At 50.0% G+C, this 14,454-nt stretch carries 18 protein-coding genes and 1 other annotated feature; all 18 genes read left to right on the top strand.

What is annotated here, in order from left to right; genetic code table 11:
* Positions 1-655: 655 nt before the first annotated feature.
* The 18 genes from AC0YN0_RS30850 (at position 656) to AC0YN0_RS30765 (ending at position 14,303) form a co-directional block, all read left to right on the top strand.
* The gene (locus AC0YN0_RS30850) at positions 656-1,753 is read left to right on the top strand and encodes a PIN/TRAM domain-containing protein (protein ID WP_475824668.1); all 1,098 of its coding nucleotides are present in this window, start codon (positions 656-658) and stop codon (positions 1,751-1,753) included.
* Positions 1,754-1,797: 44 nt separating this feature from the next.
* Positions 1,798-2,514 (top strand): 2-C-methyl-D-erythritol 4-phosphate cytidylyltransferase, encoded by a 717-nt coding sequence (ispD, locus tag AC0YN0_RS30845; protein ID WP_475824667.1) that lies wholly within the window; start codon positions 1,798-1,800, stop codon positions 2,512-2,514.
* The gene (gene ispF, locus AC0YN0_RS30840) at positions 2,514-2,993 is read left to right on the top strand and encodes a 2-C-methyl-D-erythritol 2,4-cyclodiphosphate synthase (RefSeq protein ID WP_307208457.1); all 480 of its coding nucleotides are present in this window, start codon (positions 2,514-2,516) and stop codon (positions 2,991-2,993) included. The genes ispD and ispF overlap by 1 nt, the downstream gene beginning before the upstream one ends.
* A gap of 33 nt (positions 2,994-3,026) precedes the next feature.
* Positions 3,027-4,487 carry a glutamate--tRNA ligase gene (gene gltX, locus AC0YN0_RS30835; RefSeq protein WP_475824666.1) on the top strand — a complete coding sequence of 487 codons (1,461 nt, stop codon included), beginning with the start codon at positions 3,027-3,029 and terminating at the stop codon, positions 4,485-4,487.
* Positions 4,488-5,107: 620 nt separating this feature from the next.
* Entirely contained in the window at positions 5,108-5,788 is a 681-nt protein-coding gene (cysE, locus tag AC0YN0_RS30830) for a serine O-acetyltransferase (RefSeq protein WP_475824665.1), read from the top strand.
* Complete coding sequence (gene cysS / locus AC0YN0_RS30825; protein WP_475824664.1) at positions 5,769-7,178, top strand: cysteine--tRNA ligase; 1,410 nt, start codon at positions 5,769-5,771, stop codon at positions 7,176-7,178. Before cysE ends, cysS begins: the two co-directional genes overlap by 20 nt.
* Positions 7,175-7,594: a Mini-ribonuclease 3 gene (locus AC0YN0_RS30820; protein ID WP_475824663.1), complete on the top strand. Its 420-nt coding sequence runs from the start codon at positions 7,175-7,177 to the stop codon at positions 7,592-7,594. The genes cysS and AC0YN0_RS30820 overlap by 4 nt, the downstream gene beginning before the upstream one ends.
* Positions 7,595-7,613: 19 nt before the next feature.
* Entirely contained in the window at positions 7,614-8,372 is a 759-nt protein-coding gene (gene rlmB, locus AC0YN0_RS30815) for a 23S rRNA (guanosine(2251)-2'-O)-methyltransferase RlmB (protein WP_475824662.1), read from the top strand.
* Positions 8,373-8,375: 3 nt separating this feature from the next.
* Positions 8,376-8,900 (top strand): NYN domain-containing protein, encoded by a 525-nt coding sequence (locus AC0YN0_RS30810; RefSeq protein ID WP_475824661.1) that lies wholly within the window; start codon positions 8,376-8,378, stop codon positions 8,898-8,900.
* A 198-nt stretch (positions 8,901-9,098) separates the two neighbouring features.
* Positions 9,099-9,749 carry an RNA polymerase sporulation sigma factor SigH gene (gene sigH / locus AC0YN0_RS30805; protein WP_442050281.1) on the top strand — a complete coding sequence of 217 codons (651 nt, stop codon included), beginning with the start codon at positions 9,099-9,101 and terminating at the stop codon, positions 9,747-9,749.
* 339 nt (positions 9,750-10,088) lie between these two features.
* Positions 10,089-10,238 (top strand): 50S ribosomal protein L33, encoded by a 150-nt coding sequence (gene rpmG, locus AC0YN0_RS30800; RefSeq protein ID WP_015847242.1) that lies wholly within the window; start codon positions 10,089-10,091, stop codon positions 10,236-10,238.
* Positions 10,239-10,256: 18 nt separating this feature from the next.
* Positions 10,257-10,466: a preprotein translocase subunit SecE gene (gene secE / locus AC0YN0_RS30795; RefSeq protein ID WP_337103230.1), complete on the top strand. Its 210-nt coding sequence runs from the start codon at positions 10,257-10,259 to the stop codon at positions 10,464-10,466.
* 24 nt (positions 10,467-10,490) lie between these two features.
* On the top strand, positions 10,491-11,024 hold the full coding sequence (gene nusG / locus AC0YN0_RS30790; RefSeq protein ID WP_307208468.1) for a transcription termination/antitermination protein NusG: 534 nt from the start codon (positions 10,491-10,493) through the stop codon (positions 11,022-11,024).
* 90 nt (positions 11,025-11,114) lie between these two features.
* Complete coding sequence (gene rplK / locus AC0YN0_RS30785; protein WP_337103231.1) at positions 11,115-11,540, top strand: 50S ribosomal protein L11; 426 nt, start codon at positions 11,115-11,117, stop codon at positions 11,538-11,540.
* A 128-nt stretch (positions 11,541-11,668) separates the two neighbouring features.
* Entirely contained in the window at positions 11,669-12,361 is a 693-nt protein-coding gene (rplA, locus tag AC0YN0_RS30780) for a 50S ribosomal protein L1 (protein WP_442050282.1), read from the top strand.
* 11 nt (positions 12,362-12,372) lie between these two features.
* Positions 12,373-12,536 (top strand) — a sequence feature (ribosomal protein L10 leader region).
* Positions 12,537-12,591: 55 nt separating this feature from the next.
* Positions 12,592-13,095 carry a 50S ribosomal protein L10 gene (gene rplJ, locus AC0YN0_RS30775; protein WP_475824660.1) on the top strand — a complete coding sequence of 168 codons (504 nt, stop codon included), beginning with the start codon at positions 12,592-12,594 and terminating at the stop codon, positions 13,093-13,095.
* Positions 13,096-13,198: 103 nt separating this feature from the next.
* Positions 13,199-13,558: a 50S ribosomal protein L7/L12 gene (gene rplL / locus AC0YN0_RS30770; RefSeq protein WP_137186567.1), complete on the top strand. Its 360-nt coding sequence runs from the start codon at positions 13,199-13,201 to the stop codon at positions 13,556-13,558.
* Between the two features lie 139 nt (positions 13,559-13,697).
* Positions 13,698-14,303, top strand: a complete 606-nt coding sequence (locus AC0YN0_RS30765) for a class I SAM-dependent methyltransferase (protein WP_475824659.1) — start codon at positions 13,698-13,700, stop codon at positions 14,301-14,303.
* Positions 14,304-14,454 lie beyond the last annotated feature (151 nt).

Below are 14,454 nucleotides of genomic sequence, written 5' to 3'. Positions count from 1 at the left end.
GTTTGACTCTGGATTGATGTGAACATTCTGATGTGGGGAGAAAATTCTGATCGAAGTAATTCAGTGGTGAGCGACCGCGGCTAAAGGTAAATTTTATCGCCAATCAGAATGAACATCTATACGGGTTGACTCTGTATAGAGGTGAACATTCTGATGTGGGGAGAAAATTCTGATCGAAGTAATTCAGTGGTGAGCGACCGCGGCTAAAGCTAAATTTTATCGCCAATCAGAATGAACATCTATACGGGTTCACTCTGTATAGAGGTGAACATTCTGATGTGGGGAGAAAAACTTTATCGTAGAAATTCGAGGATGAGCGACTAGTGGAGGGGTTCACAAATTAGTGAGGAGAATCTCACAGAAGTACTCTGAACTGTTTAAGTCAGGCCAATATAGTGAGGCAAACCTCACTTGTCGTGAACCCAGCTTCATGGCGAGTGAGGATTGCCTCACTATTTGTGCGAAGCAGGCTTATGAGGCTCATTTAAGTGAGGTTAACTTCACTACGGATGAGATAAAACTCCACTTATGCACGAATGGCGAGCGCCGTTTTTGCTTGAGCGATGGGGATGCTAGAACTATTTTACAAATTCACGCGCTGCCAACGATTAACCTGCCTATTATTGGAACATAATTGTAATGGAGGTGAACCGTAATGGTTAGACGTATAATTCAAATAATGGGTATGTTGTTTGGCGGTATGGCCGGCGGCGAAGTATATGGTTGGATGAATGGAGCGGCACTGTGGTCGAGCTCATCATTCGGTATGCTGCAGCGATCGGGCACTTATTACATGAATGTAGCAGTTGGCGCGGTATTTGGAGTCATTGCAGCAACGATGTTGGCAGGGCAGGTCATTCGCTATATGCAGAAAGGCGCGGAGCAGACAGCTGCGCTGCCGATGAAGGATTTGATAGCGGGCGCGGGCGGTTTGCTGGCCGGCTTGCTGCTTGCTGTACTTCTTTATCCGGCCGTCTCGGATTTCAGCGGTATGGGACGACTCATTCCCGCTGCGATGATGTTGACATTCGGGTATTTGGGCCTCAGCATCGGCTTGCATAAGAAGGAAGAGCTGGCGACCGGCTTAGAGAGCTTGCTTGAGAAGCGGCGGACAGCGCCAGAGCCCGAGGAAACGAGCGGTTACGAGGAGCATAAGATCCTCGATACGAGCGTTATTATCGATGGACGGATTGCGGATATATGCAAAACCGGTTTTATCGAAGGCACGCTGGTCATTCCGGAATTCGTGCTGGAGGAACTGCAGCATATTGCCGATTCCTCGGATTTGCTGAAGCGTAACAGAGGCCGTCGCGGGCTTGATATTTTGAACAAAATTCAGAAGGAGCTTGATGTTCGCGTTCTAATCTACGAAGGAGACTTCGAGGAGATCGGCGAGGTGGACAGCAAGCTGGTGAAGCTAGCGAAGGCGCTCCACGGCAAAGTGGTAACGAATGACTTCAACCTGAATAAAGTATGCGAGCTGCAAGGCGTATCGGTGCTTAACATTAATGATCTAGCTAACGCCGTGAAGCCGGTTGTTCTGCCGGGAGAAGAAATTATCGTTCAAGTGATCAAAGACGGCAAGGAACACGGCCAAGGCGTAGCGTATCTGGATGACGGCACGATGATCGTCGTTGAGGGCGGTCGCGATTACATCGGCACGACGATGGAGGTGCTCGTTACGAGTGTCTTGCAGACATCGGCGGGCCGGATGATATTCGCGAAACCGAAGCTGTTGGAAAAAGCGCTCTAACAAGGTATGATAGTACTATCATAGAGCGTTAGGCAGGTTGGGTCATGTTAGCAGATTGGGGAGTCGTCATCGTCGCGGCCGGACGCGGGACGCGAATGGGGACGAAAGAGAGCAAACAATATTTGCAGTTAGCGGACAAGCCTATTCTTGTGCATACACTGGAGCTGTTCGAGCGAATGGACGCCGTGAAGGAAACGGTGCTTGTTGTCGGCGCGGACGATGTGCCTAGGTGCCAGGAATGGGTTGCCCGCTACGGCTTTGCGAAGGTGAAGGCTGTTCTTGCCGGAGGCAAGGAGCGCCAGCATTCCGTGCACATCGGTCTTCAAGCGATTGCGGCCGAATGGGTCATGGTGCATGACGGCGTTCGTCCGCTCGTGTCGGCGGAAGCCGTGCAGCGATGCTGCGAGACCGCCGAGCGCAGCGAAGCCGCGGTGCTTGCCGTTCCTGTGAAGGATACGATCAAGCAAGTAGATGAAGCGGGCGTCATCATTGCTACGCCGGACCGTCGAAGCTTGTGGGCGATACAAACGCCGCAAGCTTTTCGTCATGCATTGCTGCTTGAAGCGCATGAGCGGGCGGAAGCAGCCGGCTTCATCGGCACGGATGACGCGATGGTTGTGGAACGGACGGGAGCAACCGTTACCGTTGCAGAGGGCGAATATACGAATATAAAGATAACGACGCCTGACGATTTGCCATGGGCGGAATTTCTGCTAGCAAATCGCCGTGTCGATCTGGTTGAGGGAAAGGATGATAAATAGTGATACGTGTAGGACAAGGCTTTGATGTGCATCAATTGGTTGAGGGGCGTCCTTGCATTATCGGCGGCGTTACGATCCCTTATGAGAAGGGGCTGCTCGGGCATTCCGACGCGGACGTGCTGCTGCATGCCATTACAGATGCCATTCTAGGCGCGCTCGGAATGGGCGACATCGGTAAACATTTTCCTGATACGGACGCTGCATATAAGGATGCGGACAGCTTAAAGCTGTTGGAACATGTATGGAAGCTTATTCGGGAGAAGGGCTATAAGCTCGGCAATATTGATTCGACGATTATTGCTCAACGCCCTAAGATGCTGCCCTATATTCCGCAAATGACGGAGATAATTGCGAAGGCGCTTGAAGCGGATGTATCGCAAGTGAATGTGAAGGCGACAACGACGGAGCAGCTTGGCTTCGCAGGACGCGGCGAAGGGATTGCGGCGCAATCGGTTGTTTGTTTAGTTAAAGCGGACTAATTAAACCTACTTAAATAATGGAGGAGTATATTTATGACACAGGAAGTACGTGTACGTTATGCGCCGTCGCCGACGGGTCACCTGCATATCGGCAACGCTAGAACGGCCTTATTCAATTATTTGTTTGCACGCAATCTTGGCGGCAAATTCATCGTTCGTATTGAAGATACGGATGTGAAAAGAAACGTAGCGGGCGGGGAAGAAAGCCAGCTTACATACATGAAGTGGCTCGGCATCGATTGGGATGAGAGCGTGGATATCGGCGGCGGATACGGCCCATATCGTCAAACCGAGCGTCTCGATATTTATCGCGTGTATTGGCAGGAACTGCTTGACCGCGGCCTAGCTTACCGCTGCTACTGCAATGAAGAGGAGTTAGAGCAAGAGCGGAATGAGCAGCTTGAGCGCGGCGAAACGCCTCGTTATTCCGGACGTCACCGCGATCTCACTGATGAGCAACGTTCTGCGTTTGAGGCGGAGGGCCGTGTGCCTAGCATTCGCTTCCGTGTACCGGAAGGGCGCACGTATCAGTTCGACGACATGGTGAAGGGCTCGATCAGCTTCGATACGGCTGAGATGGGCGACTTCGTTATCGTGAAGAAGGATGGCATTCCGACCTATAACTTCGCTGTTGTACTGGACGATCATTTGATGAAAATCAGCCATGTGCTGCGCGGAGAGGATCATATCTCCAATACGCCGCGCCAGCTTATGATCTATGAAGCTTTCGGCTGGGAGCCGCCGCTGTTTGCCCATATGACGCTGATCGTAAACGAGCAGCGCAAGAAGCTAAGCAAGCGCGATGAATCTATTATTCAATTCATCTCGCAGTACGATGACCTCGGCTACTTGCCGGAGGCGTTGTTCAACTTCATCGCTTTGCTTGGCTGGTCGCCGGAAGGCGAGCAAGAGATGTTCACACGCGAGCAACTGATCGAGGTATTCAATGCGGAGCGTCTGAGCAAGAGCCCGGCCGTATTCGACACGCAGAAGCTGAGCTGGATGAACAACGAGTACATGAAAAAGGCGGAGCTTCCGCGCGTCGTTGATATGTGTATTCCTCACCTGCAGAAGGCTGGCCGTATCGCGGCTGAGCTGGATGCGGATGGCCGCGCTTGGGTAAGCGATCTCGTAGCGCTGCATCAGGATAAACTTCGTTATGCGGCTGATATTGTGCCGATTACGGCATTGTTCTTCGCTGATGAGCCTGCGGACGAGGATGATGCAGTTAACGTGCTTGCCGAAGAGCAGGTTCCGGCAGTGCTGAGCGCATTCCTTGCGCTAGTGGATGCGGACGATACTGCATTTACGGTTGACGGTATTAAGGAAAAGATTAAGGCCGTTCAGAAGGATACCGGCTTCAAAGGGAAGCAGCTGTTCATGCCTATTCGCGCTGCGCTGACAGGTCAAACCCATGGCTCCGACTTGAACCAGTCGATCGCACTGCTCGGCAAAGACAAGGTCGTATCGCGTCTTCGCGCACGTCTAGGCTAACGTTGTAGCTGTCGATCGTCTGCTGGCACGACAGGCGCTGTGAAGAGAGGCTTTGCAGATAGTCCTTGTCACCTATTTGGCTATTGAGTATACTATGGATAATATCTATATGAATATATCGGCTATGAACAGGATTAGTACGTTTGCATGCGGATTCGCAGAGAGGACAACCGTCATTCGAATCGGCGCTGTTTGAGGGTATAGGGCAGCGGCAAGAGTGGGGCTGAAAGTTGTTTGGTTCGCGCTAACGGAAATTTGCACCTGGGAGCTTTGTTCCGAGCTGATTATCGGGCTTTAGTCATCGATAAGCAGGGTAGGCGACAACGTAAGTCTGCGTTAAAGACATGAAGGTGAACAGCCGGCTTCTTTAAAATATAAGAAAGTATAAATTTCATGTTTATACTGTGCTTATATTTCTTCGCGAAATGATTGCTTCACGCCGCCTTAAAGGACGGCGTTAGCCATTTACGCTTGGAATGCCGTGTATTGTTCAAGCAGAGTGGGACCGCGCGATAAACACGCCTCTGCAGCACTTGATGCTGCAGGGGCTTTTTTTATTGGGAAGAAAAGCAGCGCATAGCGTAGAGCCAAGCAATTTTGAAAGCAGAGGAGCAAAACGTATGTTTCGCCATTTTCGATCGGACATTCAAGCAGTATTCGAAAATGATCCGGCGGCCCGAAGCCGTTTCGAGGTCATTTTCACCTATTCGGGCCTGCATGCTATATGGGCGCATCGCATTGCGCATCCCTTATACCGTAGAGGCTGGTTTACGCTTGCGAGGATCATCTCGCAGGTAGGACGCTTCATGACGGGTATTGAGATCCACCCCGGCGCGCGAATTGGCAATCGGCTGTTCATCGATCATGGCATGGGCGTCGTTATCGGAGAAACATGCGAAATCGGAGACGATGTCGTCATCTACCAAGGTGTTACGCTGGGCGGCACAGGCAAGGAAAAAGGCAAACGCCATCCGACGATCGGTAATAATGTTGTCATTGGATCGGGAGCGAAGGTTCTCGGTTCCTTCCAAGTTGGAGATAATTCTAATATAGGATCCAATGCGGTCGTCCTGCGCGAGGTGCCTGATAACAGCACCGTGGTCGGGAATCCAGGCCGCGTGGTGAAGCGGAACGGGGAGCGGGTGGGCGATCGGCTCGACCATAAGCAGCTGCCGGATCCGGTCATTGAAATGTTCCGCGCGATGAAAAAGGAAATTGATAGTTTGAAGGCTGAACTAGGCAAGGAAGTTGAAGAGCCAGAAGCAGGAGGAGTTTTTGATAATGGCAATTACGATATATAATACGCTCACGAGAGCGAAGGATTCGTTCGTCCCTCAGACACCGGGCAAGGTTAACATGTACGTATGCGGGCCGACAGTGTATGACTATATCCATATCGGCAACGCGCGTCCGGTTATATTCTTCGACGTGGTGCGCCGCTACTTGGAAGCAGCAGGCAACGAGGTCCGTTATGTGGTCAACTTCACGGACGTAGACGACAAGCTTATTAAGAAGGCGGAACAGCTCGGCACGACTGTGCCGGAAGTTGCGGAGAAGTTTATTACAGCGTTCTATGGAGACATCGATTCACTCGGCGTTCGAAAGGCGACACTTAACCCGCGCGTAACGGACAATATTCCGGAGATTATCGCGTTTATTGCAGAGCTTGTAGACAAAGGCTATGCGTATGAGAGCGAAGGGGACGTATATTTCCGTACGTCCAAATTCGATGAATATGGCAAGCTTTCGGGCCAAAACCTAGGCGAGCTGCAATTCGGCATCCGCGTAGAGATTGGCGACCGCAAAGAAAATCAGCAGGACTTCGTGCTGTGGAAGGGTGCGAAGCCAGGCGAGATCAAGTGGGAGAGCCCATGGGGTGACGGTCGTCCGGGCTGGCATATAGAGTGCTCGGCAATGGCGCGCAAGTATCTCGGCGAAACGCTCGATATTCACGGCGGTGGACATGATCTTCAATTCCCGCATCATGAATGCGAAATCGCGCAGTCGGAAAGCCTTAGCGGCAAGCCTCTGGCGAACTACTGGATGCATAACGGTTACATTCATATCAATAATGAAAAAATGTCCAAATCGCTCGGCAACGGCATCACGGTTAATGAGCTCGTGAAGCGGATTAAGCCGCACGCGATCCGTTACTTCATGTTGTCGACGCATTACCGCAGCCCGCTTAACTTCAGCGACGAGACGATTGCGCAAGCGGTAAATAGCGTTGAGCGGATTGCCAACTGCGCGGCGAACCTGAAGCATAGGCTGAGCAGCGAAGGACTAAGCGAAGCCGCGGTAGATCCAGCGCTTCAAACGAAGCTCGATGAGATTGCGAGCCAGTTCCATGCGAAGATGAGCGACGACTTCAATACGCCGGATGCTATTACGGCAGTATTCGAGCTTGTGACTGAAGCGAATCAATATATGAATCGCAGCGACGCTTCTGCTGAAGGATTGCAGGCACTGTTGGCTCTGTTTGAGCAGTTGGATAATGTGCTTGGCCTCCTGCCGGCTCAAGAAGCGGCCGACGAATTGCTTGATGCGGATATCGATCAATTGATCGTAGAGCGCACGGAAGCGCGCAAATCGAAAAACTGGGCAAGAGCGGACGAAATCCGCGATCTGCTGGCTGAGAAAAATATTGTGCTTGAGGATACGCCGCAAGGCATTCGTTGGAGACGCAAATGAGCGAACATGTAGACGCAGGCTCGCTCATGTTCTATCCGCCCGCCAAGAAACCGCAGTTGATTAATCCGGTTGTGCTGGCATATGTGGGCGATGCCGTATTTGAACTGCTCGTGCGACAGTACTTGGTGTCGCTGCCCAACAACAAGTCGCATCATATGCATCGTGAAGCGACAAGCATCGTGTCAGCGAAGGGCCAGCGGCAATTGCTTGAGCGATTGCAGCCGCATCTGACGGAGGAGGAGGCGGACATCGTCCGCCGAGGCCGCAACGCCAAGTCGGGAGCTCCGCCTAAGAACGCGGATCCGGCCGATTACCGCCTTGCGACGGCGCTCGAGAGCCTCGTCGGCTATTTGTATTACGAGGGGCGCAATGAGCGGCTAGGTGAGCTGTTCGCGATCGGACTTGAAGGAAAATAGAAATAGAGGAGGGAACATGATGTCTGTTGAGAACCAAAACCAGGAGGAAATGATCGCTGGCAAGCATCCCGTGCTTGAAGCGCTTCGTTCCGGACGGGAAATTAATAAAATATGGATTGCTGACGGCGCGCAGAAGACGTTGACGCAGCCGATCGTTGCCGAGGCGAAGAAGCTTGGCATCGTGGTTCAATTCGTTGACAAGCGTAAGCTGGATAGTTTGGTCGAAGGCGTTGCCCATCAGGGTGTCGTCGCGCAGGCGGCTGCCTTTGATTACGTAGAAGTAGAAGAGCTGCTCGAGATCGCATCGAAGAGCGGGGAAACGCCGTTCATTCTTGTTCTTGACGAGATTGAGGATCCGCATAACCTCGGCTCGATTCTAAGAACGGCAGAATGTACGGGCGTGCACGGCGTCATTATTCCGAAGCGCCGCTCGGCTTCGCTGACGGCTACTGTGCTTAAGACCTCGGCCGGAGCGGCAGAACATGTGCCTGTAGCGAGAGTGACGAACCTGGCTCAAACCATCGATAAGCTGAAGGAAGCGGGCGTATGGGTCGCCGGCACGGACGTAAGCGCATCGCAGGATGTGTACAAGATGAAGTTCGATATGCCGCTCGCCGTCGTAATCGGCAACGAGAGCAAGGGCATGGGCCGGCTTATTAAAGAAAAATGCGATTTTCTCGTTAAACTTCCGATGCTCGGCCGCTTGAATTCACTGAATGCCTCGGTTGCAGCAGGCGTGCTTATGTATGAAGTCGTGCGGCAACGCCGGGGCGTCTAGGGCATGAATCGGCGCGACGACATTTTGTTGGTCGATGGATACAATATGATCGGCGCGTGGCCAATGCTCGAGAAGCTCAAGGAGCATGACCTGGAGGATGCGCGGGATAAGCTGCTGGACATGCTTGCGGATTATCAAGGCTTCACGGGCATGAAGGTGTATGTGGTATTTGACGCTTATTTTGTCCCAGGCATAGGGGCGACTTACCGGCAGCATAAGCTCACGGTCATCTATACGAAGGAGAAAGAAACGGCTGACGAGTGCATTGAACGCTTGTGCGCGGAGCTGAGCTCGAGGCGTAGGAACATCTACGTGGCGACCTCCGATATGATTGAGCAGCATGTTGCGTTCGGCCAAGGCGCCCTTCGTGTATCCGCGCGCGAACTGCTCATCGACATTGGGCAGAACCGCAAAGATATCGAGCAAACGCTTCGGGAAGATAAGCCGATCAAGCGCAATTCGGTTGACTCGAGAGTGAACTTGGAGACATGGAGTAAGCTGGAACGAATGAGACGCGGTGAAAAGTAAGGGAAATCGAGTCGGCGAAATAAGTGAAGATCGTATTTGATCGACGCTTGTTTCAATGTTCCACAAAGTTACAATTTTACTAGATAATCGATAGTTTTCGAGGCTCAATTGGTTGACGGTGTAAGGTTTTATCATGTATACTGGCTCTATATTTTCAGAATCTAGCGGTGTACGCCTTGCAGGCCGGAGGGATAGTTCGTGGGCATCGACCTCAAAGAATGGAGTACGCTCGAATACGACAGCAGTACGGACGAGGACATCGTCGAGGCGGTCCGCAACGGCGACAGCATGGCGCTGGAATATTTGATTAATAAGTATAAGAACTTCGTGCGAGCAAAGGCGCGTTCTTATTTTCTTATCGGCGCGGATCGTGAAGATATCGTGCAGGAAGGGATGATCGGCTTATATAAGTCAATTCGCGATTTCAAAGGGGACAAGCTAGCAAGCTTCAAAGCCTTTGCCGAATTGTGCATTACAAGGCAGATCATTACCGCCATCAAAACAGCCACGCGTCAGAAGCACATCCCACTCAATTCGTATGTATCGCTTGACAAGCCAATTTATGATGAAGATTCAGACCGCACGCTGCTGGACGTTATATGCGGCACACGCGTATCCGATCCGGAAGAACTTATTATTAATCAAGAAGAATTCGTTGGCTTGGAAGATAAGATGTCCGAAATATTAAGCGATCTGGAGCGCAAGGTGCTCATGCTTTATTTGGACGGAAGATCATACCAGGAAATTGCCGTCGATTTGGACCGCCATGTGAAGTCCATTGATAATGCTTTGCAACGGGTGAAGCGGAAGCTTGAACGTTACTTGGAAATCAGGGACATTAGCGGGTAAGTGTCATTCAGCAACGAGCTGCAAGCTGCATAATAACCAAGGCTGTCTATTCCGTCTGGTAAGACCAGGCGGACCGGGACGGTTTTTTTATTGATAGGGTTGAAAAATCGTGAAGCAGACGATAATGGTAGATACGAGTCCCGTGTCCAAGCAAGCTGTCTTGGCAATAATTCGCATGCCGCGCGTCTATCTTTTACATTGACATGAAAAATGCCATATGCTAAAGTGTTTAGGTAGGCCTGAAATCGAGGTTTTTTTTTGTATTTGCGATGGAATCAATGATGTTTCATATAGAGCTTCATGATTCGTATTTTGTAGCAGTTCGGGAGGTGTAATTCAATGCGGGTTATTATCACGTTGGCATGCACAAACTGCAAACAGAGAAACTATGCGAGCAGCAAGAACAAACGCAATCACCCCGACCGCATCGAGTTGAAGAAGTTTTGCAAGTTTTGTAACGAGCAGACTCCTCATCGCGAGACGAGATAGTCAATTGGAGGTGTGACCGTGGCATTTTTGGCTAAACTAAAGCAAAGCTTTGGTAATACGTTTAGTTTTTTTGCCGACAGCTGGGCAGAACTTAAGAAAGTTCGCTGGCCAAATCGTAAAGAGTTGACAAGCTACTCGATCGTCGTTCTTTTAACGATCACGTTTGTAACGATTTACTTCTGGCTTCTTGACATCGGGATCTCGACTCTGGTTGAACTCATTGTTTAAGAAGGGTCCAAAGGTGGATTAGTGATGGAAAAAAGATGGTACGTCGTGCACACTTACTCCGGGTATGAGAACAAGGTGAAAGTCAACCTGGAACGCCGTGTTGAATCAATGGGCATGGAAGACAAGATCTTCCGCGTGCTCGTTCCTATGGAAGATGAAGTGGTAGAGAAGGACGGTAAGAAGAAGACCGTTCAACGCAAAGTCTACCCTGGCTATGTTCTTGTGGAAATGGTTCAAACCGACGATTCATGGTACGTTGTTCGCAATACGCCAGGCGTAACTGGATTCGTAGGTTCAACTGGGTCCGGTTCGAAGCCGACTCCTCTATTGCCCGATGAAGTGGAGCAAATCCTCAAGCATATGGGTATGGAAGAGCCGAAGCCGAAGATCGAATTCGAACTGAAAGAAACGGTTCGCGTCAAAGTAGGTCCTTTCGCAGACTTTGTCGGTTCAGTAGAAGAAATTTTGCTCGACAAAGCGAAGTTGAAAGTTCATGTCAACATGTTTGGCAGGGAAACCCCTCTTGAGCTCGACTATACTCAAGTGGAAAAGATTTAATATCCGGTTTCCAAGTCCGCTTGGAATACTTTAGCGTATTTCATCGGATCGTGTAATGCTTTAGGATTACAAGGTAAGGAGGTATGAGTCATGGCAAAAAAGGTCATCAAGATGGTCAAACTGCAAGTTCCTGCAGGCAAAGCTAACCCAGCGCCACCAATCGGTCCGGCACTAGGTCAAGCAGGCGTTAACATCATGGCTTTCTGTAAAGAGTTCAACGCTCGTACTGCGGATCAAGCTGGTCTGATTATTCCAGTCGTGATCACTGTATTCGAAGACCGTTCCTTTACTTTCGAAACTAAAACGCCGCCGGCTGCTGTATTGCTCCGCGTTGCTGCTGGTATCGAAAAAGGTTCAGGTGAGCCGAACAAGAAAAAAGTTGCTACTGTAAAACGCGATAAAGTTCGTGAAATCGCAGAGCAAAAAATGCAAGATCTAAACGCAGCTTCTGTTGAAGCAGCTATGCGTATGGTTGAAGGTACTGCGCGCAGTATGGGCGTAACAATCGTTGACTAATTCCGCATAGGCTATTACAGCTTTAGCGGGATTAGAACGATCTGTCTTGCGAGGCCAATCGGCTTTCGCAGGTGGGAGGATCATCCCTAAGAGGGTGTTCCGCTATACCACATAAGGAGGAGAACAAAATGGCTAAACACGGTAAAAAATATGTTGAAGCTGCTAAGCTGATCAACAGCGAAGCAACTTACGAGCCGGCTGAAGCGATTGAACTCGTTAAGAAGGCTGCGACAGCTAAATTCGACGAATCCGTTGAAGTAGCAGTTCGTCTGGGCGTTGACCCACGTAAACAAGACCAAGCAGTGCGCGGCGTCGTAGTACTTCCGCACGGTACTGGTAAAACTAAACGCGTTCTCGTTTTCGCAAAAGGCGAAAAAGCGAAAGAAGCGGAAGCTGCAGGCGCTGACTTTGTTGGCGACGCAGACATGATCAACAAAATCCAACAAGGCTGGTTCGAATTCGACGTTTGCGTAGCAACGCCGGACATGATGGCTGAAGTTGGTAAACTTGGACGTATCCTCGGCGGTAAGGGCTTGATGCCTAACCCGAAAGCTGGTACAGTAACATTTGATGTTACGAAAGCCGTTCAAGAAATCAAAGCCGGTAAGATTGAATACCGTCTTGATAAAGCAGGTCAAATCCACGCTCCAATCGGTAAAGTATCGTTCGATGCTGAGAAGCTGAACGAGAACCTTAAAGCATTGGTTGATGCTTTGGTTCGCGCTAAACCGGCTGCTGCTAAAGGTATTTACCTGAAAAACATCGCCGTTTCGTCGACTATGGGCCCTGGCGCTCGTGTATCGACTGCGAACTATCGCTAAGAAACGGAACTTAATTTCGAACACGCATACCGAAGACAGTAGGTGCCATTAGGCTTAATTTCCTACCGAGGTGTTATGATAAAACGTTTGTAAGCGAGCCAAGGCCTATCGGCCTTGCCGCGATAACGACATCATGGCCTTCGCAACGTCTGCGAAGGCCTTTCTCATGCATCGAGGCGAGGAAAGCCCGTCGTATATCGGAATGTAAAATATTACGGGAGGTGTACAGTTTGGCTAACGCAAAGATCATCCAAGAGAAACAAGAAGCAGTATCAGTAATCGCGGCAAAGATCTCTGAGAGCTCGAGCACGGTTGTTGCTGACTATCGCGGATTGAACGTTGCGCAAGTTACTGAACTTCGGAAACAACTCCGCGAAGCGGGCATTGAATTCCAAGTTTTGAAAAACTCGCTCGTTCGCCGTGCAACTGAAGGAACGGATTTCGCAGCTTTGAACGATATCCTGACTGGTCCTACAGCAATCGCATTCGGCAAAGAAGACGCCGTTGCTCCAGCGAAAATCTTGAACGATTTTGCTAAGAAAAACGACGCTTTGAAACTTAAAGGCGGTATCGTTGAAGGTAAAGTCGTTGATATGGAACAAATCAAAGCTCTTGCAGAGCTTCCGTCCCGCGACGGTTTGCTTTCCATGCTCCTCAGCGTATTGCAAGCTCCTATGCGCAACTTCGCGCTTGCAGTTAAAGCAGTCGGCGAGAAGCAAGAAGCACAAGCTTAAGAAACAACGCAACATTGCTAATGATGTAACTGTTATCCGGCTTATGCCGGTCGCATAATGCGAGAAACCAAAAAAACTAAACCAAATTTCCGGAGGTATAACCATGTCTAAAGAGCAAATCTTGGAAGCCATCAAAGTTATGACCGTTCTTGAACTGAACGACCTTGTTAAAGCAATCGAAGAAGAATTCGGCGTAACTGCTGCAGCTCCAGTAGCTGCTGGCGGCGCAGCAGTAGCTGTTGAAGCTGAGCAATCCGAATTCGACGTTATCCTTAACAACGCTGGCGCATCGAAAATCAACGTAATCAAAGTTGTTCGCGAAATCACAGGTCTTGGCCTGAAAGAAGCGAAAGACTTGGTTGACAGCGCTCCTAAAGCAATCAAAGAAAAAGTTGCTAAAGAAGAAGCTGAAGCTGTTGCAGCTAAACTTACTGAAGCTGGCGCTTCCGTAGAAGTTAAGTAATATCGCTTAAATTGCATACAGCAGGGACATAAGCATACGCTGTGGCCTCGCTGACGAGCCCCTTGGAACCGCATGGTTTCAAGGGGTTCGTTGCATGTTATAAGCTAATAGCTCAAGGATGACGGAAGGGAAGCCGAACATGTCGAATCATTATTATTCTGAAAGCCCGGAAGTAAAGCATAACCGGCAGCAGCATACCTTTGATCTGCGCGGCTATGCCTTTCGTTTTATGACAGATGCCGGCGTATTCTCCAAGACGGGTGTCGATTACGGCAGCCGAGTGTTGATTGATGTCATGGAGATTGCGGGCGATGCAAAGGTGCTTGATGTCGGTTGCGGCTACGGCCCGATCGGGCTGACGGCTGCGAAGCTGGCGCAGCAAGGTCATGTGACGATGATTGATATTAATGAACGAGCGGTAGAGCTGTCTCGCGAGAATGCTCGACTTAACGGCATATCGAATGTAACGGTAGTGCAGAGTGATATCTATGCTGCGGTGAAAGAACAACGGTTCAATACCATTGTAACGAATCCGCCTATTCGCGCGGGAAAAGCAGTCGTTCATCGTATCTTCGAGGAAGGCTATGAGCTGCTTGAGCCAGGCGGAACGATGTGGGTTGTGATTCAGAAGAAGCAAGGAGCGCCGTCAGCGGAGGCGAAGCTTAAGGACTTGTACGGAGAGCATGAGGTTGAGGAAGTTACGAAGGATAAAGGCTATCGGATCTTCAAAGCTACTCGAACATAAGCAAAAAAAAAGTTTTCAAAGAATGTTTTGCAAAATAGTTTGACTTGACTTTTTGGATATGGTAATATTATAAAATGTCAGCATTAAATTGGGCTCAATCTCTTTAGTCAACTAAAATGTCAAGTATGATTTTTTGGGCGCGGATTGCATA

The organism is Paenibacillus sp. J22P218 (assembly GCF_056269195.1).
Note: the sequence above shows the minus strand (reverse complement) of the source record. Positions and strands in the feature narration are given on the sequence as shown.